Genomic DNA, 18,179 nt, shown 5'->3' on the forward strand with positions numbered 1-18,179 from the left:
AAGCACGCTGATGTATGTTCTCTCTGAAAATATAATAGAAACAAGCCAGTTCGCCCCATATGTACGGGTAAGAACTGGCTTGTTTCTATTTTACACCTATTTAACGGTTATGCTTTCATTTAAGCGTATCTACTTTAGTAACATAGATCATGACTGCTTAAGCCGTCTCATGTTGCTTTTTCGGCTCCACTTCATAGACCTGCGTATGTTGATTCTCGGCTAAAGACCATTCCACTGTACCTGGCTTGCGCACTTTCCATACCCAGGCTTGAATTCGCAGCGAGCTTCTGACCCAGGCCAGGGAAGCACAGCGTTTCTCGGAACGAACCATCAGCCCCCAATGAATAACACGAGCGAGCCAAGGATTCACATACTCATTATGTGAGCGAACAGATGGCAATTCATCCTGGAACAACCGCTGTTTCACGTCCATAGGAGGTTGTCCGCATGTCCAATAATGGAGCAGAGCTGCCAGGCTGTAAATGTCCGACATCGGTCCCTGACTGGATTTCTCCGAATAGAATTCCAGTGGAGAATAACCTGCCGATGTGAATATCACCTGTTTCTCTCCGGATTGCATCGGCCAACGGGTAGCTGAGCCGAAGTCCAGAAGCTTGGGTGTACCATCCTCCATAACCATAATGTTGGAAGGTTTCACATCCCGGTGAAGAATGCCTTGCTTATGTATGTAATCCAATGTATCCACCAGTGGAAGCAACGTCTCCGTTATGAAAGCAGCATCCAGCGCATGATTATGTTCATTCAAATACTCGGTCAATGTGATCCCCGTGCAATATTCCATAACCAGATATCCTGTATCATTTGCTTCAAAATGATCCAAATACGAAACAATATGAGGATGATCCAGTTTCGATAACAGTTCACCTTCGAGCAGAAATGCAGACAGTAACTCCTGATATTGCCCACCGTATCCTCGCGAAGAGCAGAACACCCTACGCTTGTCTGCCTGACGTTCAGCCAGTCTCTGTGGGAAAAATTCCTTAATGGCTACCTTGGCACCCGTGTTACGATCTCGCCCAGCATATACAATAGCCAACTCACTGCTGGCTAATACCTGTCTTACCTGATATGTATCATTTATAATCACATTGCGTTGCAATGCCATTTTGCAATTGTCTTTTCTCATAACCAGACCTCTTTTCAACCTTGTCGATCGGAAGACTTTCCGCGTAAATGCATCATTTGGTTCAACCAGTCAGCAATTCATCGCCAACCATCTATATAAACCAAATGATGTCATTTGAAACACCTCAACGCGAATTATTTAAATATTAATGATATCAAGCCTTCTACGATCCACTGCTAATCCCTATCCACACTATTCTATAGAAGAAAAGGACTCTCTTATATAGAGTATCGACAGATGGATGTAATTACTTTATTAAACTGGAGAAAAACATTTCTCATCCTTCAATTGCAACTTAATTTAATAATTCTTCTGTAAAAAACGTCCGATTTCCTCGTTCATCTGAACCAATACGTCCTGTGAAGGGAAATGTCCGGTATCATACTTGATGGCTTTTACATTCGTAATAATCTTTTGAGCTCGCTCAATACACTTATCCGCAGGGAAAAAGACATCCTTCTCCCCTACCAATAACAAGGTTGGTGACGTATAATTCACCAGTTCTTCTCGATCCGTGAGCTTGGGCAGATCCTGCTCTATGCTGACGTATTTAAAAAGTTTACCAATAATGTTTTTATCCATTTCTTTCATGCAGTTGCACGACATGTTGTCCGTAATTTTTTGCAAAGAAGATGGTGAAGACGTCATGCGGTACTTGACGAGCGGCAGCGTGATATCCTGAGCTGTTTTAATTTTGGAATTGACCGCAAGACCAGCAGGAGCAACCAATACAGCACACGAGATGCGTTCCGGAATATAGGTAGCCAGTCTGAGGATAATGCCTCCTCCAAACGATGGACCGATAAATGCACTCTTTTCAATATCATAGTGATCCAGCAGATCCGACACCCATAAAGCCAAGCTATCAAACCGTGTGGAGATACTCGCTTCCTCACTATAACCAGGATGACCAATCGTATCAGGAGCAATAATCCGGTATTCCTTAAATAAGGAAGAGAACCATGACAACGTCATCGGATTCACACAATTACCGCCCTGGAGAATAAATAACGGCTTGCCATCTAGAGGACCCGTCAGTAAAACATGCGTCTTGCCAAAACGCGTCTCTACATACTCACGCGTAAAATCCTCACCCAACTCGTTCAAATAAATCTCATACTCTTCAAGTATGCTGCTCTTGCCTTCTTCACTTCTATAAATGGAACTCATGTCTGCCTCCTGCAATATATACTCAAATAACCCATTCTAGTGAATGGACTTGCTAATCGATGGACCAAAAAGATAAAGAGGGCCTGCAGATGACAGGCTCCTCCATATGTTTAACTAATCATATTCAGATGATTATAGAGCGGAAACTGGAAATTGTAAATAACGATTCTAATAGACCAGAAATAAAGGAGGCATCCTTTGGATAAATCAATTTTATAACTCACTAAAAATGGATTTTTGTAACTAGATGTAGACAAATCAAACCGCTTTGATCTATATCTAGCCTTGAGTGAAGCAGCTACAGGTATTATGAAATTGATACGGATAAATACTTACTTTCGGCCGTAATCTGCCTTGATTTCGCCCCACTGCTTGGTCTGCCATTTTAGCACTTTATTGCTGTACGTATTTGTCTGGAGCCACTGCTCCGCACGATCAATCATCAACCAGATCTCTTCCGTGGAGTTGTCTCTTGGTAAGGTCGTGGCTACTTTTTTCTGCTTTAGCCATTTCATGGCATTGACCGAGTCGGTGTACACCGTTTTGGTGCTGCCTTCTTTTTTCAGATGTGCAAGGGCATGTACAATGGCCAGGAATTCGCCCAGATTGTTCGTGCCTTTGGAGATCGGTCCAACAGAGAAAATAATCTCACCTGTGCGGGTGTCTACCCCTTTGTATTCTACAGGTCCGGGGTTACCACGTGTACCCACATCAACAGAGATGCTGTCGTAATCCACTTCCTCCGACGTTTCCATGCCCGCGCTTCTTCCGCTACCAGCCGACTTTGTCTTCGACACTCCGCCTGCACTTGAACCCCAGTTTCCTTTCCATCCAGCACGATACGCTTCTTCTGCGGCTGATTTGGACTCATAGGATTTATATTTTGCTCCGGTATAATGATCCGTCTGTGCTTTGCAATCCGCCCATGTGTTATACACACCAGGTTTCTTACCTTCCCAGACAACATAATATTTCTGTTTTGCCACTGTAACTCGCTCCTTTGTTCACTTCATCAATACCCTATTGTATACGATTCGGTGGGCGGAATGAAAGCTATGGATTCAGCCAACTGCATAATTCCTCCAACGCCAGAACAGCCTAAGAAGCAAAGCGCATACTGGAATAGAAAGGAATATACGTATGGACTGGATATGGAAATCTGTTTTACTTGTACTTATCGGCATGATTCTGCTTCGAATTGCAGGACGCAAGTCGATCTCACAGATGAGTGTTGCCACAACGGTCATCATGATCTCCATCGGAACAACGATTGTACAGCCCATCGCAAATCATGAGCTTGGCAAAGCGATTGGATCAGCATCGGTATTCATTGTGACATTGCTTGTGGTGGAACAACTGCAATTGAAATTTAATATTTTCGAACGGTTAATGAGTGGCAGTTCCAAAATCGTGGTAGAGGACGGAAAGGTCATTATACCGAATCTGAAACGTATGCGTTATACGATGGATCAGCTTGAGATGCATATGCGACAGAACGGAATTACAAGTGTAGACGATCTGGAGACGGCAACGGTGGAACCCAATGGTCAACTTGGTTATGTCCTGAAACGACATGCTCGTCCCGTAACGATTGGAGATCTGGAAGAGATACTGCGAAATTATACGATTACAGGTAGTAGTCCAGCAACGGGAGAACACCCCCAACAAGACAACAGCATTAAGTCTTCAACACATAGCGATAACTCCACAGACATTTTCCAAGAAGTTAGCAAAGGTGCTCATGCTCAGCCCGTCGATCCTAAGCTTCAATAGACGCGCCTAACCCCATCAAAAATAAAAGACCGGCCCTGCGAGCACTCAACAACATCGCCCATCAGGTACGGTCTATTTCACTTTAATTGATATTTCCAAGATCACTCTTTATTAGTGGACGTGGCTGAGGAATGACTGCATATTCTGCTCTACAGGATTCCTCATACGTGCGACGATCATCAGCAGACAGTGCATCCAGCACAGCTTCGGTAAAACGGTCGCAGGAAGCACCCTAGAACTGGATACATCGCCAAGGCTTCACTTAAACCATGATTCAGTGCCCATTTTACCGTCCTAATCACCGTGTACTCAGGTAAGCAATACCCAGGCCGCCCGTAACTGGATTTGTATAGATTTCACAATCGACATCGAATACCTCACCAATCATCTCACGAGTCAGAATATCAGCCGGTTTGCCATGGACCACAATCTGGCCCTTTTTCACCACATAGAGATAATCGCAATATTCTGCGGCGAGTTCGAGATCATGCAGCGCTGCTAATATACCAATGCCGAGTCCACGGACAATATTTAGAATCTGAAGTTGGTATTTGATGTCCAAATGGTTCGTCGGCTCGTCCAGGATCAGGAATTGGGGTTGCTGTGCCAGAACACGCGCCAATACGACACGCTGTTTCTCTCCACCAGACAGAGACACGTAATTGCGGTCTGCATGTCCAGTCAGATGTACTTTTTCCAAAGCCTGCTCCACGATTTCGTGATCCCGCTCATTATCCGTCTCCAGCAGTTTTTTGTGCGGGGTACGGCCCATCATGACCATCTCACGCACCGTAAAATCAAAGCTCAATTCATTAAACTGACCAACAACGCCCATATGTCTGGAAACAAGCTTTGGACTGGATTTGAGAATATCGGTATTGTCCAGAAAAACCTTGCCTTGCTGCGGTTTGATCACTTTATAGATGCTCTTGAGCAGCGTTGACTTGCCACAACCATTGGGTCCGATCAGTCCAACGAACTGTTTACCGTTCACCTGTAATGAAATATCCTTGATGATGTCCGTGTTCAGCACAGAGATGGATACATTTTCTACGTTCAGCTTCATGTTTAATTTCCTCCAAAACCGTAGCCTTTTTTGACCAGCATATACATAAACATCGGCGCACCAATCATGGCTGTAATGATCCCGATCGGCAACTCCACGCTGGATATGAGGGATCGTGCAATAACATCCGTCCAGATGAGGAAAATGGCTCCAAACAGCACGGATACAGGCATCACTTTACGATGGTCTGAACCCACCAGACCTCTCACAATATGCGGAATAATGAGTCCCACGAAACCAATCATCCCACAGCTCGCCACCATGACGCCTGTCACCAAAGCGGTTAACAGCATGTACACCCTGCGGTACACACTCAGATTAATGCCCAGTGTAACGGCTGCTTCATCCCCCAATAACATCGTATTGAGAACTCTGGACTGTAAAAGGAAGAATAGAATCGCCACCAGCACGACGATACCTACGAGTGGAAGCTTGTTCCATCCGGAAGACGCCAGACTGCCCATGGTCCAGAATGTCACCGTTTTGATGCCTTCAGCATTGTTGGCAAAATAAATAATGAAGTTTGAAAAAGCGCTGCATAGCGCGTTAATCACCATTCCGGCAAGCACCAGCTTGACCGACGTCATTTTTCCCCGAATCCCTGCCAAAGTCAGGACCAGTAAGGACGCACCCATCGCTCCAGCAAAGGCCCAGAAAGCAACCCCCGTCTGACCAAGCCACCCAATTGCACCAAATCCAATGAGAATTGCAAAGGTTGCTCCAAGTGAAGCGCCTGAGGATATACCCAATATGTAAGGATCAGCGAGCGGATTCTGCACGGCAGCCTGCATAACAGCACCGCACAAGGCCAAGCCCGCGCCGATAAACATCGCCATCAGCACCCGCGGGAAACGAATCTGCCAAATGATATCGGTAAAAGAGCCTGCCTCAATTGGGGTTGCCCCCCACTGAAATCCCGTTAATTTGTATAAAAGAATACGATATGACTCCGCCAGCGGAATTCGTACCTGTCCAATGGAAACTGCAATACCTACAGAAATAATCGTGATTATGACTAAAGCTGCGATCAGTAAAGCAAACCCGGATTTACTATGAATCAGAGACTCTCTTTTCCCCATACGCTGTGTCTGAACCTGAACCGTCTGTGCCATCTCTTCCCCCATCAATTCGCGTAAAATGTAGAACAAATTAAATTTAGCTATTTACAAAGCTTTTTCTCGGATTATAATTGAGAATGATTATCTTTGTCAATTTAAAACACATAGAAAAGGGGTTCATCATTTAATGAAATTCACATCCAGAACCATTGGCATCGCTGCTCTAAGTCTCCTGTTACTGCTACTTGCAGCCTGTTCGAATAGATCAACTTCTTCCCCTGCCGAAGAAACAACTTCAACAACTAACACGACAGAAACTTCAGCTCCTGCTGAGAATACAAATAAAACGACGTACCCGCTCACTATTGAGAACTTCACGATCTCGGGTGAGGGCGGCGAGTGGAAACCAAAAGTGCAAGTATTCGATAAAGCACCCGAACGTGTTGTTGCGAATACCCAATCTGCTGCTGAGATGCTCATCAAATTAGGTCTGACCGATAAAATGGTCGGTGTTGCTGCTCTATACGGTTCTGTTACACCGGATGTGGCTGATGATTTCGCCAAAATTCCGGTATTGTCCAAGGATTATGTAGGTAAAGAGCTGGTTGTAGGTGCAAGCCCGGATCTGGTACTCGGACGGGGCGACCTGTTCGCTGATGCAGACTGGGGTGTGGGTACCGTCGATGGATTAAATGACATGAATATCCGCACGTTCCTGCAAACGACGAATCACAAAGGCACACTCAATAGCCTGTACAGCGATATTGCACAACTTGGGCAGATCTTCGATGTTCAAGAAAATGCCGCAACATTCACGGAAAGTCTGAAGACACGTGTTGATGCCATTAAGGCAAGTGTAGCCGATCAGCCTGAGCATACTTTTGCCTACATCGTACCCGCTACAGAAGACACCATTACGGTAAGCAGCATGCAAAACGATACGTATCAGCTTGATGCACTTAGCCTGTTGAAGCTGAAAAATACGTTTGATGGTGTGCAAGGTGAAGTTAGTGTAGAGCAACTGATCACAGCGAACCCTGATTATCTGCTCTTGTCCGCGTATGCCGGTTCACCGGATATCGATAAGCTGATTCAAAATCTGTATGCCAACCCTGCCCTGCAAAGTATGAACGCAATCAAGAACAAACAGATCTATGTCACGGATTTCAGCCAGTTCTGGGGTTATGGATATCAGATTCTGGACGGTATTGAGAAAATGGGACAAGAAATGAAAGCTAATCCAATCAAGTAGTGACTTGAGCAAAGGAGTAGGAGAAGAAATTCTCACTGCTATTTTGCAATATTGCGCATGCAAGAAATCAAGGATCAAAGCTTGACATTAGTTTGATAACAAACTATATTACACATATGAAAACAAGAGACGCTATTTCACTCATATCCAAAATTAAAGAGAAGGTCAACCGCTTCATCCTTACTGAGATGGCTGAGCAGGGAATCCAGGATCTCGCCACGTCCCATGGGGATATCATCTATGCCCTGTACAACAATCACAGGATGACCATGGCTGAAATCGCCAAAAAAATCGGCAAGGATAAATCCACGGTGACTGCACTTGTGGACAAATTGGTGCGGACAGGATACGTCCTCAAGGAGCGTGATGCAACAGATTCACGAGTTGTTCATGTGGCTTTGACTGCAAAAGGCGAAGAATTAAAGCCTGTCTTTGAAGAGATATCTCAACGCATGTTGGACGCGTTCTATGCGGACGTTACGGAAGCGGAGAAAAAAGAACTGCTTCGAATTTTAATGAAAATTCATGGCAACTTCTAATTTTTTTTGGAGAAATAGTTTGATATCAAACTAATAGTTTAGAGGAGGTTTTTGGTATGATGGACTACACTCAATTATTACCGGAACATGAGGTAAAGAAGATCGGAGAACATGATTTACACTTGGAAATATTCCAAGGAACCCCGCCTCATGACGAAGAAACAACGACCAAGAAGCCCCCACTGCTGTTCGTTCACGGTGCATACACAGGCAGCTGGATGTGGAGCAAATATATCCCCCACTTTGTCCAGCACGGTTGGACCTGTTATGTCATGAACATGAGAAGTCACTACAAGAGTCGGGTCATGGACATGACAAAGATTACGTTTGAGGATTATTTGGAGGATATTCGTGAAGTGTTAGCCGAGTTCAACGAACCTCCCGTTCTCATTGGCTTTAGCATGGGTGGGATTCTCAGTCAAAAGATTGCAGAAACCGTTACCCTGGCAGGCCTGGTCGTGATTGACGCCAGTCTGAGCAAGGAAGTCCATGAGCTAATCCCCTACCCGGAAAGCAATCGTATCACACCCGGGATCATCATGCCTACACCTGTCCGTGATGAACTGACCAGTATAGATGAGACGGCAGAAGACATTGCTTTTCAGCGAAAATATCTGCAAACGGAGTCTGCGAAGGCATTTGCTACCTTTTCAGTTCTGTGTGGAGCCGATGGCGTATCCATTAATGGTGAACTGATCTATTGTCCCAGCTTGGTGATCAAAGCTGTTTCCTCTGAAGACGAAGATCGGAGAGGCAAATTAACTGCCAAGCAGCTGCATGCTGCATATGCCGGACTGTGGGATACGACCCATACGGGTTTGCTGGTAGGCCAACGGTACATGGAACCTGTCGAACTCATCCTTGGATGGTTGAACAGACAGCATCTTTTGAATTAACGGAGAAACTCACAAAATAAAATAAATACCATGTTAAAACCTCCTTCTTACCTTTAATCCTGTATGCAAAAGTTTGATTTTTTTAGATAAGCTTATATGCATAGTTCTGAATAGGATTAAAATATAAGAAAAGAGGTTTTTATTCATGGCCATTAACACATCCCTCCCCAAGCAAATGGAGCTGCCTTCCATATCTTCAGAACGCCTTCCGTGGGCTGGGCTACTTGCTTTAGCCATGGCTGGATTCATATGCATCCTCACTGAAAGCCTGCCTGCGGGACTGCTGCCGCAAATTGCAAAAGACTTGGGGGTCACTGAAGCCCTCACTGGACAGTTGGTGACTCTTTATGCCATTGGATCACTTGTTGCTGCCATTCCCTTGACTGCTGCTACACGCGGATGGAGACGCCGACCTCTATTGCTGGCATGCATTAGCGGTTTTCTTGTCTTTAATACGGTTACCACGTTATCCTCGGAGTATATCTTAACCCTTGCTGCCCGTTTCCTGGCTGGCGTCTCTGCGGGTGTGTTATGGGGAATGACAGCAGGTTATGCTCGTCGTATGGTCCCGGATTCGTTAAAAGGCAAGGCCATGGCTGTGGCTATGGTCGGCACTCCGGTGGCGTTAGCCCTGGGTGTCCCAATCGGTAGTTTTCTTAGTTCTTATATCGGCTGGCGCTTCATCTTCGGGATTGTATCTCTTCTGACCGCAGCTTTAATCGTATGGGTTCTCTGGAAAATGCCGGATTTTGCAGGAGAGCCAGCCGGAGAACGTCTTCCCCTGCATAAAGTGTTTTTAATTCCCGGCGTTAGGCCCATTCTGTTTGTTGTTCTGGCCTGGATGCTTGCCCATAATATCCTTTACACCTATATTTCTCCTTACCTTGCCCAGACGGTATTTGCTAACAGAGTAGACTTGATTTTGCTCATTTTCGGTATCACTTCCATTGTGGGAATTTGGTTAATCGGAATGCTCATTGACCGATTTTTGAGGAGATTAGTAATCATCAGCCTGGCAGCATTCGCCCTGGCGTCTGTCGTGATGGGAATCGGTACTCATCAACCTATGATTATTATCCTCGGCATTATGATCTGGGGACTTACGTTTGGCGGGGCTGCCACTCTACTTCAAACTGCCATTGCTCAAGCCGGAGGCAAAAGTGCAGATGTCGCCCAATCAATGCTGGTTACAGCATGGAATCTGGCGATTGGTGGAGGAGGCATCATCGGGGGCATCCTTCTTGAAGTATTTGGAGCAGGATACCTTGCCGGATCGCTGTTTATCTTGCTCATCCCTGCATTGCTCGTAGCTATGCGGGCTTATGAATATGGATTTCCCAAAGTAAAATAACAGGAAGGCATTTTGCATGAGTTACACGTAGGACAAAAGAGGAGTTCACTTGAGGTGAACTCCTCTTTTGCATTTCATTTTATAGTTTTATAGACTGCGGTTTATTCTGCCTGTGCCAGTAGATTCGGTCCTTCCATGAGATTTTTATGTGCAATCGGAGAAGACATCGTAATCAAGGTCATGTAAGTACCGTACGGATCACACTTGTTCTCGAACTCTTCAAGTCCCTGGATCGTGTCTGTAAGGATTTTCAGCAAGTAATTATACTCCCCGCTTATCCGATAACATTCCACGACTTCAGGTGACGCACGGCAGAAATCCAGGAAGGGATAACAATCCCGGGTACGAAAAAGAACATATGCCGTGCTCTGCTTGCCCAATTTGGATGGGGAGATCACCGTACGATATTCCTCGATAACGCCCTTTTCTTCCATTCGTTTGACTCGTTCAGTAACAGCTGGTTGAGATAATCCTACTAATTTGCCTAATTCGGTCATGGATAATCTCGCCTGATTCTCCAAATGAAACAGAATATGCTGATCTATTTCGTCCATGTAATACACCCCTTTGAATACCTAAGATATATTCAAGAATAACCTTAAGTATATTCGATAATTCACTATAATACCTTTAGTAAGCCATGTAATACAAGAATAATCATTTATATAATAAACACAGTCACAATAATGAATCAATCACATCAGTTGATGAGAGGAAGATAAGAATGGGAAAAGAACACATAACGACATTGCATTCTTATGTGGATGAAGCCATTGACCGCGCTATAAGTGAAAAAAGAATCGTAGGAACGGTTGTACAGGTTGCATTAAGAGGAGAACTGATATACAGCCGGGCTGCTGGTTTCGCAGACAGGGAGCAAAAACGTACCATGGCAGAAAACGCTCTGTTTCGACTTGCTTCCGTAACCAAACCCATTGTGTCAACTGCAGCTCTGGCATTGGTCTCACAAGGAAAGTTGAGTCTGAATGATCCGGTGACTCACTGGCTACCTGCATTCCGGCCCAAGCTTAGCCATGGTCAGGACGCTGAAATAACAATTCGTCAATTGATGACACACACCGCTGGTTTAACCTATCGATTCTTCCAAGAAGACCAAGGCACTTATGAACGTGCAGGGGTGTCGGATGGAATGGATTTATCTGGAATTAGTTTGGAGGAGAATCTCCAAAGGCTTGCTTCTGTTCCTCTTTTGTATGAGCCAGGAAACATGTGGAGATATTCCATCGCGACAGATGTACTCGGAGCCGTTATTGAAAAGGTAACCGGAATGTCACTAAGAGAAGCTGTTCAATTGCTGGTTACTCAACCACTTCGCATGACGGACACTGATTTTGTTGCAGTGGATTCAAATCGGTTGACCGCTGCATACGCTGATGGTTCTGAAGAACCGCGTCTTCTCCATAATGAGTTAGAGCAGGTTCCTTTTATTGAAGGTACTGCCGGTTTCCGGCTTGCCCCCAATCGTGCAAATCAACCTTCGGCTTATCAATCAGGCGGAGCGGGTATGGTTGGGAGTACCGGAGATTTTCTCACTTTACTTGAGACATTGCGGCAAGGGGGTCAGCCTATTCTTACAGAAGCTGTTGCCACCGAGATGGCCACGAATCAAATCGGTGAACTCGTCATGCCGTATTGGCCGGGAAGAGAGTTTGGCCTTGGTTTTACCCTACTTAAAGATCCTGTTGCAGCTGGTACACCGGAATCCCCGGGTACGTGGCGGATGGGTGGGACCTACGGCCATTCCTGGTTTGTTGATCCAAAAGAAGAACTTAGTGTTGCAGCATTCACCAATACGGCACTTGAAGGGATGTCTGGCCAGTACACTACCGATATCTGTGATGCCATCTACGCAGGCATTCGTGAGAGCAAAAAGGCTGCAAGAATATAAACAATATAAATACCCGCCCAATCTGATTGGGCGGGTATATTTATTAACAAAGCTAAGTTCTACTGTCTGCTATTGCTCAAGTTTTTTCTTTTTGAGAAGGTAGATCCCCGCAACCAGGATAAACCACACCGGCGTGACAAACAGTGCAACACGCGTATCCTCGGCCAATGCCAACACCACCAGCACAAACACCAGGAATGCCAGAATCAAGTAGTTCGAAAACGGATATAGTGGAAGTTTGAAGCGGCTGCGACTCGCCAGTTCCGGCTGAGTACGACGATATCTGAGATGACAGATCACCATGATGCCCCAGACAAAGATAAAGCATACGGTCGACACGCTCGTGATCAACGTAAATACGCCCTCCGGCATGATATAGTTCAAAACAATTGCGATCAAAATAACAATCGTAGAGAAAAACAGCGCGTTGGAAGGAACCTTCCTGTTATTCAGTCGTGCAAACGATTCGGGTGCGTTGTGATCTTTTGCCATGGAGAACACCATACGGCTTGTACTAAAAATGGCACTGTTACAAGCCGAAGCTGCGGAAGTCAGTACCACGAAATTCACAATGCCTGCGGCAGCTGCAATACCCACAGCGGCAAACACTTGTACAAACGGACTTTCATTAGGCACAATGGCGTTCCACGGGTAAATACTCATAATAATCAGCAAAGCACCAACATAGAAGAGTAGGACCCGGATCGGAATCTGGTTAATTGCTCTTGGAATAACCTTCTCCGGGTTCTCCGTTTCCCCCGCTGTGAGTCCCACCAGTTCCATGCCTACAAAGGCGAATACCACCATCTGGAACGATATGATGAAGCCATGCAGTCCATTCGGGAACCATCCTCCATGACTCCACAGATTGGTGAAGCTCGCTGGACCCTGATCCGTTGTAAAACCTTTGAAAATCATATATAAACCAACAACAATGAGTGCCAGAATAGCCACGACTTTAATCAGGGCAAACCAGAATTCCATCTCACCAAACAACTTGACCGTTGCCAAGTTCATAATTAGCAAAATGACCAGCGCAATTAACCCTGGCATCCACTGAGGTACATTCGGAAACCAAAACTGCGTATATAAACCAACGGCCGTAATATCCGCCATGGCAATGGAGATCCAACAGAACCAATAGGTCCAGCCTGTAATAAATGCCGCCATATTTCCCAGGTAATCACGCACAAAATCGACAAAGGAATGATACTGCAAGTTACTTAACAGCAGCTCCCCCAATGCACGCATGATCAGGAACAACACCACACCCGTAATGATGTAGGCCAGCAAGATGGATGGCCCTGTTAGCTGGATCGTTTTGCCTGCTCCGAGAAACAGACCTGTACCAATCGCACCACCGATCGCCATCAACTGCACATGTCGGTTCTTTAATCCCCTTGTTAACGTTTCTTGCTGCATGATCAACCACCACTCTCTTTCTGCCAATGCTCTCTACGATGCAAAATATTATTACTCATCATATAATAATCTGCCCAGAATACATATCCCTCTTTTATATATTTTTTTGCACAGTAAAATAGGCCCCCTTTGTAAAAGGTGACCTATTGATATGCTCGTATTTCATGCCCTGGCTTTTATAATCTTGAGTTGTATCCGATCCATATTATCATCAGCCTATGTACATTCCTTTGTTATTCTCATTCCATGTCATGCTGATTATACATATCTATAAAAGTTTATTAAAATAAAAGCCAAGCATAGAGCGGCAACGACTAAAAAGGCAATCGCTAATGAACGTTCGTTTTTCCAAATTCGAATAGCATTAGCAACACTAATCATCAATAGCGCAATGAAGTTAATATTCCCCGAGTTTGATTGAAACATGTTAAAAACGATCATAATCATCCCTACGATCCAGATTAACAAAACCCACAGTGGAGTTTTCTGAAAAAGCTGCTTCATTATGATTTACTCCTTATATATTAAATTGGTCTGTGTATAAGATATTCTTCAACAGGAATGAAAATTCCTTTATTTAGGTCATAACCCCAAATAATTAATACTATTTAGATCCAATTTAAATATCTTCACAGTAAAAAGGGCTCCCGATAAAGGCGCCCTCTGGTCTGTTCAGCTATTCCTCGCTATACGGAAGGTTCAGAAAGTACCATCGTTTTAACGATAGTGCTATCTAATCGGCAACTACTTTTGCTTATAAAACTCATGATACAGCTTCATTAACGCTCGTTTCTCAATCCGTGATACATAAGAACGTGAGATGCCCAGTTCCTTCGCAATTTCGCGTTGAGTTCGTTCCTCCCCGCCCGCTTCCAGGCCAAATCGACCGATTACAACTTCCTTCTCCCGATCATCCAGGATGTCCAGATTGCGATATATTTTGCTTTTTTCAATCTTGAGCTGTACCCGATCTACAACATCATCAGCTTCTGTGCCAAGGATATCGATTAATGTAATTTCGTTGCCTTCTTTGTCCGTACCGATGGGGTCGTGCAGGGATACATCTTTGCGTGTTTTCTTCAGGGAACGCAGATGCATAAGTATCTCGTTTTCAATACACCTTGCTGCAAATGTGGCAAGCTTCGTGCCTTTGCCTTGTTGAAAACTTTCGATGGCTTTGATCAAACCAATGGTTCCGATGGAAATCAGGTCTTCCTGATCTTCACCCGTATTGTCGAACTTCTTGACGATATGCGCGACGAGGCGCAGATTGTGTTCAATGAGCAGATTGCGGGAGTGAGCATTGCCTTCAGCCATAAGGCGCAAATGTTTGGCTTCATCATCCTCAGCCAGTGGCTGGGGGAACGCATTATTTTTGACATACGAGACGAGTAACGTTAACTCTTTAATGAATAGAGCAATTGCGGTAAACAATCCGGGCACAGATGACACCTCCTGCAGTTTTACAACGATCTGGCCTGAGCACATGTGGGAACAGGGTCGATCTATTGTATGTAGGCAGTGGCCCAGAAGTGCACGTACACTTGAAAAAGGGGATGATCTTGCGAAGATTTCACAGACTTACAGAAACTATGGAGCCCACCCGCTGAAGCAGGAGAAATTCTTTTTCCACACTCTCGATAAAATACTTCTTTTCACCAAATAGGACAACATCATTCTGGGCTAATGAAACATCGCTTTTAAAATAGATCACATTGTCCGTTTCACGGAACGCACCTTTGTAATAAAACATCATATCCCTCTCCTTCTTAACACTACCTATGTAATAAATTAAACCATTACTTAAAATCTCATTAACCCCATCCCCCAAAAATAAAAATACCCATGTGCTCCTTTCAGATAACTTGATCCAAAACAAAAACCCCAGCCCTGTACAAAACAGAACTGAGGCCTTTACTCACCCTATGAGATTCCCCGTAAATATTCGTGAACCCCTAAATCCCTAGGAATACCGGTTAATCACTTAAAGATTCGTTGTGAGAACTGATACAGGCCGCTGTTCCAGACAGATGGTTCGTGTCCACCTACATCCAGATAAAAGGTATGCGGAATGTTCATGCTGCTCAAGCCGTTTTTGAAATTCTGGCTGACCCATAACAGACCATCACTCGATCCACAGGAGATCCACAACAATTTGAGTTGGCTCGCGACTTGTCCCGGGTTGGAAACCAGCTGCGATACAGATTGCGTATTCGGTGCAGCCGAGAAGGCCCCTACCCAAGCGAAGGTATTCAGATTTTTCAATCCGAAGTTAAGCGACTGCCCACCACCCATGGACAGACCGGCCAACGCACGACTATTCTTGTCTTTGTACACCGGATAATTGGCCTCGATATGAGGAATCAGATCCTTGAGCAAGTCTTGCTCAAATCGTTCAAATGCTGCCACCTTGTCCGGAGCAAAAATGTCACCGACTGGACGGTCGTCCTTCATAGCACGGCCATTTGGCATGACAACGATCATATCTGACAGCTTACCTTCAGAATACAGGTTATCCAGAATGTTCTTCGGTTTCATGGCGTTTACCCACTCATGCTCATCTCCGCCGATACCGTGCAAGAGATACAGGACGTTATACTTTTTATTCTGTGAATATCCTGGCGGTGTATACACTGTCGCTTTCCGTGTATTGCCTACCGTTGTGGAATAATAGGAGATCAGATTGGTATTTCCGTGCGGAATATTGTTTCGATAGCCATCATAACCCGGTGGTGCAGGCACAACCGGAGTGTTAGCCAGCGCATTTTGCCCGCTATTATCCATGGTGCCGGTCGCTCCCTGATCTACAACTGCCTGAATGGGGGTTGGAGCTGGAGTTTCCTGCATATCCGTTGCAGACGCCATCGTTGGCACAAGGAGTGCTGCTGTGATGGAGAGACTCAGAATCTTGGACAGACGTTTTTTCATTAATATCAATCTCCTTTTGACTATGATTTTCAAACGTGTACGAACCTCATAACAGGTCTTTCAGATACAGACAAACCTAAATTGAAAGCCCTTACATTTTAAAGTAAAGTTCCTCCTTTCCAAGCATGAATACGGACCGCCATCCTTTGCCTTTCCCAATATGGAAGTAAAGATCCACGATCCATAATTTACAATTAATTCCAATTACAACTTTATTATATCACCTCCCAAGACTTGTACATCATCAAAAAACTTAAATAACTATATCTTATACTTTAAAAAGTATACTTCTTCACACCACCAGACCATCTATTCGCTCCCCTACTCCGGATCTCATCATGATATAAAAAAGCCTCAACTCTCCGTGTTCAACGGAAGAATTGAGGCGAACATATTTCATTTTCAACTTGCCGACGCTGCCTCAACAACCTGGTCAACCTCTTGCCCATGATGTTTACGCTCCATGAACAGACTGAAGAGCAGTCCTAGCAAGCCCAATCCGGCAATAACTGCTGCATACAAAGGTACGGATATAAGACCCGTGTGGGTAATTGCATACCCGCCCAGATAGGCACCACCTGCATTCCCCAGGTTAAATGCGGAGTGACTTGATGTTGTTGCTAGCAGTGGCGCTTCGCGAGTCATATTCATGATTCGAATCTGCAATCCCGGCATAATGCCAAAAGCCGCAACGCCCCACAAGAATATAGTGATTACAGCAAGATAAGGGCTCTCCAGGGTAAGTGTAAGTGCAGCCAGAAGAACAGCCAGGATTCCAAAATTGACGATCAGGGAAGGCATTAGCTTCCAGTCCGCCAGACGGCCGCCAACCATGTTGCCCAAGGTAACGCCGAAGCCAAAGAGCACCAGAATCCAGGTCACATTTTGCTCGGCAAAACCACTAATGTCCACAAGCATCGGCGTGATGTAAGTAAACACGGCAAACAGACTTCCGCAGCCCATTGCTCCCACGAGCAGAACCAATAATACTTGGGGACGGACCAGATTCCGAAATTGCTGTCCCAGGTTCGCTGCTGCTCCTTGCGGGAGGACGGGAATGAAACGAATGATACCAATCAACGAAACGATGCCCAAGATCGTAATCGCCCCGAAAGAGGACCGCCATCCAAGCTGTTGCCCGATAAACGTACCAAACGGAACGCCAATGATATTGGCAATCGTTAGTCCCGCGAGAACAACGGATACAGCTCCTGCCCTTCTCTCGGGTGCAACGAGCCGCGTTGCCATGATTGAACCTACACCGAGGAACGTACCATGGGCAAATGCCGTTAATATCCGTGCCGAGATTAACAACCCGTATGTGGGAGCAATGACAGACAATGCGTTACCGATAATGAAAATGCACATCAGCAGCACCAGCAGTTTCTTCTGTGGAATCTTGTGAGTAAACACGGTTAATATCGGTGCACCTACCGCTACACCCAGCGCATATCCCGTAATGAGTTGTCCTGCCTGTGGAATGCTTACATTCAAATCTGTTGCTACATTGGGCAGCAGGCCCATAATAATAAATTCAGTCATACCAATCGCAAAAGCTCCAATAGTCAAGCATAACAGGGACAATGGAAACGCCCCTCGTTTACCTGACCGTGAAACCTGTGGTTGTATTGTGTGTCCAGTCGTGCTCATAGATGTTCTCTTCTCCTA

General features: G+C 45.2%; 18 protein-coding genes. 6 read left to right on the top strand and 12 right to left on the bottom strand.

The window, feature by feature from the left end; all coding sequences use genetic code 11:
* Nucleotides 1-157 precede the first annotated feature (157 nt).
* The 3 genes from QVE09_RS14010 to rnhA all read right to left on the bottom strand — a co-directional run bounded on the left by QVE09_RS14010 (nucleotide 158) and on the right by rnhA (nucleotide 3,303).
* The gene (locus QVE09_RS14010; RefSeq protein ID WP_315937237.1) at nucleotides 158-1,147 is read right to left on the bottom strand and encodes a serine/threonine protein kinase; all 990 of its coding nucleotides are present in this window, start codon (nucleotides 1,145-1,147) and stop codon (nucleotides 158-160) included.
* Nucleotides 1,148-1,447: 300 nt separating this feature from the next.
* Nucleotides 1,448-2,317 (bottom strand): alpha/beta fold hydrolase, encoded by an 870-nt coding sequence (locus QVE09_RS14015; RefSeq protein WP_315937238.1) that lies wholly within the window; start codon nucleotides 2,315-2,317, stop codon nucleotides 1,448-1,450.
* Nucleotides 2,318-2,649: 332 nt separating this feature from the next.
* Complete coding sequence (gene rnhA / locus QVE09_RS14020) at nucleotides 2,650-3,303, bottom strand: ribonuclease H (protein WP_315937239.1); 654 nt, start codon at nucleotides 3,301-3,303, stop codon at nucleotides 2,650-2,652.
* A gap of 154 nt (nucleotides 3,304-3,457) precedes the next feature.
* Here rnhA and QVE09_RS14025 point away from each other — a divergent pair, with 154 nt between their 5' ends.
* The gene (locus QVE09_RS14025) at nucleotides 3,458-4,090 is read left to right on the top strand and encodes a DUF421 domain-containing protein (RefSeq protein WP_315937240.1); all 633 of its coding nucleotides are present in this window, start codon (nucleotides 3,458-3,460) and stop codon (nucleotides 4,088-4,090) included.
* Nucleotides 4,091-4,388: 298 nt separating this feature from the next.
* On the opposite strand, the gene QVE09_RS14030 is transcribed toward QVE09_RS14025, so the two are convergent.
* Nucleotides 4,389-5,156: an ABC transporter ATP-binding protein gene (locus QVE09_RS14030; protein WP_315937241.1), complete on the bottom strand. Its 768-nt coding sequence runs from the start codon at nucleotides 5,154-5,156 to the stop codon at nucleotides 4,389-4,391.
* 2 nt (nucleotides 5,157-5,158) lie between these two features.
* Nucleotides 5,159-6,235 carry a FecCD family ABC transporter permease gene (locus QVE09_RS14035; RefSeq protein ID WP_397387045.1) on the bottom strand — a complete coding sequence of 359 codons (1,077 nt, stop codon included), beginning with the start codon at nucleotides 6,233-6,235 and terminating at the stop codon, nucleotides 5,159-5,161.
* Nucleotides 6,236-6,401: 166 nt separating this feature from the next.
* Between QVE09_RS14035 and QVE09_RS14040 the strand changes: the two genes are divergently transcribed.
* The 4 genes from QVE09_RS14040 to QVE09_RS14055 all read left to right on the top strand — a co-directional run bounded on the left by QVE09_RS14040 (nucleotide 6,402) and on the right by QVE09_RS14055 (nucleotide 10,252).
* Nucleotides 6,402-7,466, top strand: a complete 1,065-nt coding sequence (locus QVE09_RS14040; protein ID WP_315937243.1) for an ABC transporter substrate-binding protein — start codon at nucleotides 6,402-6,404, stop codon at nucleotides 7,464-7,466.
* 92 nt (nucleotides 7,467-7,558) lie between these two features.
* Nucleotides 7,559-8,005 carry a MarR family winged helix-turn-helix transcriptional regulator gene (locus tag QVE09_RS14045; protein ID WP_289389953.1) on the top strand — a complete coding sequence of 149 codons (447 nt, stop codon included), beginning with the start codon at nucleotides 7,559-7,561 and terminating at the stop codon, nucleotides 8,003-8,005.
* 56 nt (nucleotides 8,006-8,061) lie between these two features.
* A complete protein-coding gene (locus QVE09_RS14050; RefSeq protein WP_315937244.1) occupies nucleotides 8,062-8,901 on the top strand; it encodes an alpha/beta hydrolase in 840 nt (279 codons plus the stop codon).
* A 145-nt stretch (nucleotides 8,902-9,046) separates the two neighbouring features.
* Nucleotides 9,047-10,252: an MFS transporter gene (locus QVE09_RS14055; RefSeq protein ID WP_315937245.1), complete on the top strand. Its 1,206-nt coding sequence runs from the start codon at nucleotides 9,047-9,049 to the stop codon at nucleotides 10,250-10,252.
* Between the two features lie 101 nt (nucleotides 10,253-10,353).
* On the opposite strand, the gene QVE09_RS14060 is transcribed toward QVE09_RS14055, so the two are convergent.
* On the bottom strand, nucleotides 10,354-10,806 hold the full coding sequence (locus QVE09_RS14060) for an Lrp/AsnC family transcriptional regulator (protein ID WP_133385636.1): 453 nt from the start codon (nucleotides 10,804-10,806) through the stop codon (nucleotides 10,354-10,356).
* 170 nt (nucleotides 10,807-10,976) lie between these two features.
* Here QVE09_RS14060 and QVE09_RS14065 point away from each other — a divergent pair, with 170 nt between their 5' ends.
* The gene (locus tag QVE09_RS14065) at nucleotides 10,977-12,161 is read left to right on the top strand and encodes a serine hydrolase domain-containing protein (protein WP_315937246.1); all 1,185 of its coding nucleotides are present in this window, start codon (nucleotides 10,977-10,979) and stop codon (nucleotides 12,159-12,161) included.
* 69 nt (nucleotides 12,162-12,230) lie between these two features.
* Here the strand turns inward: QVE09_RS14065 and QVE09_RS14070 are convergent, their stop codons facing one another.
* The 6 genes from QVE09_RS14070 to QVE09_RS14095 all read right to left on the bottom strand — a co-directional run bounded on the left by QVE09_RS14070 (nucleotide 12,231) and on the right by QVE09_RS14095 (nucleotide 18,161).
* On the bottom strand, nucleotides 12,231-13,583 hold the full coding sequence (locus tag QVE09_RS14070; RefSeq protein WP_315937247.1) for an amino acid permease: 1,353 nt from the start codon (nucleotides 13,581-13,583) through the stop codon (nucleotides 12,231-12,233).
* A 258-nt stretch (nucleotides 13,584-13,841) separates the two neighbouring features.
* On the bottom strand, nucleotides 13,842-14,087 hold the full coding sequence (locus tag QVE09_RS14075; protein WP_315937248.1) for a hypothetical protein: 246 nt from the start codon (nucleotides 14,085-14,087) through the stop codon (nucleotides 13,842-13,844).
* Between the two features lie 240 nt (nucleotides 14,088-14,327).
* Nucleotides 14,328-15,026, bottom strand: coding sequence for an RNA polymerase sporulation sigma factor SigK (sigK, locus tag QVE09_RS14080; RefSeq protein ID WP_090915017.1), 699 nt, complete (start codon nucleotides 15,024-15,026; stop codon nucleotides 14,328-14,330).
* Between the two features lie 130 nt (nucleotides 15,027-15,156).
* On the bottom strand, nucleotides 15,157-15,336 hold the full coding sequence (locus QVE09_RS14085) for a hypothetical protein (protein WP_036615241.1): 180 nt from the start codon (nucleotides 15,334-15,336) through the stop codon (nucleotides 15,157-15,159).
* A 227-nt stretch (nucleotides 15,337-15,563) separates the two neighbouring features.
* Nucleotides 15,564-16,511, bottom strand: coding sequence for an alpha/beta hydrolase (locus QVE09_RS14090; RefSeq protein WP_315937249.1), 948 nt, complete (start codon nucleotides 16,509-16,511; stop codon nucleotides 15,564-15,566).
* A 402-nt stretch (nucleotides 16,512-16,913) separates the two neighbouring features.
* Complete coding sequence (locus tag QVE09_RS14095; protein ID WP_315937250.1) at nucleotides 16,914-18,161, bottom strand: MFS transporter; 1,248 nt, start codon at nucleotides 18,159-18,161, stop codon at nucleotides 16,914-16,916.
* Between the last annotated feature and the right edge of the window lie 18 nt (nucleotides 18,162-18,179).

The organism is Paenibacillus sp. ClWae2A (assembly GCF_032452295.1).
GTDB lineage: Bacteria > Bacillota > Bacilli > Paenibacillales > Paenibacillaceae > Paenibacillus.

Excerpts from the sequence above, each read along its gene's own strand:
- QVE09_RS14030 (WP_315937241.1), bottom strand. The coding sequence starts at position 5,156 with ATGAAGCTGAACGTAGAAAATGTATCCATCTCTGTGCTGAACACGGAC.
- QVE09_RS14065 (WP_315937246.1), top strand. The coding sequence starts at position 10,977 with ATGGGAAAAGAACACATAACGACATTGCATTCTTATGTGGATGAAGCC.
- QVE09_RS14070 (WP_315937247.1), bottom strand. The coding sequence starts at position 13,583 with ATGCAGCAAGAAACGTTAACAAGGGGATTAAAGAACCGACATGTGCAG.
- QVE09_RS14015 (WP_315937238.1), bottom strand. The coding sequence starts at position 2,317 with ATGAGTTCCATTTATAGAAGTGAAGAAGGCAAGAGCAGCATACTTGAA.
- QVE09_RS14035 (WP_397387045.1), bottom strand. The coding sequence starts at position 6,235 with ATGGGGAAAAGAGAGTCTCTGATTCATAGTAAATCCGGGTTTGCTTTA.
- QVE09_RS14060 (WP_133385636.1), bottom strand. The coding sequence starts at position 10,806 with ATGGACGAAATAGATCAGCATATTCTGTTTCATTTGGAGAATCAGGCG.
- QVE09_RS14040 (WP_315937243.1), top strand. The coding sequence starts at position 6,402 with ATGAAATTCACATCCAGAACCATTGGCATCGCTGCTCTAAGTCTCCTG.
- QVE09_RS14095 (WP_315937250.1), bottom strand. The coding sequence starts at position 18,161 with ATGAGCACGACTGGACACACAATACAACCACAGGTTTCACGGTCAGGT.
- QVE09_RS14055 (WP_315937245.1), top strand. The coding sequence starts at position 9,047 with ATGGCCATTAACACATCCCTCCCCAAGCAAATGGAGCTGCCTTCCATA.
- QVE09_RS14090 (WP_315937249.1), bottom strand. The coding sequence starts at position 16,511 with ATGAAAAAACGTCTGTCCAAGATTCTGAGTCTCTCCATCACAGCAGCA.
- QVE09_RS14075 (WP_315937248.1), bottom strand. The coding sequence starts at position 14,087 with ATGAAGCAGCTTTTTCAGAAAACTCCACTGTGGGTTTTGTTAATCTGG.
- QVE09_RS14010 (WP_315937237.1), bottom strand. The coding sequence starts at position 1,147 with ATGAGAAAAGACAATTGCAAAATGGCATTGCAACGCAATGTGATTATA.
- QVE09_RS14025 (WP_315937240.1), top strand. The coding sequence starts at position 3,458 with ATGGACTGGATATGGAAATCTGTTTTACTTGTACTTATCGGCATGATT.
- QVE09_RS14085 (WP_036615241.1), bottom strand. The coding sequence starts at position 15,336 with ATGTTTTATTACAAAGGTGCGTTCCGTGAAACGGACAATGTGATCTAT.
- QVE09_RS14050 (WP_315937244.1), top strand. The coding sequence starts at position 8,062 with ATGATGGACTACACTCAATTATTACCGGAACATGAGGTAAAGAAGATC.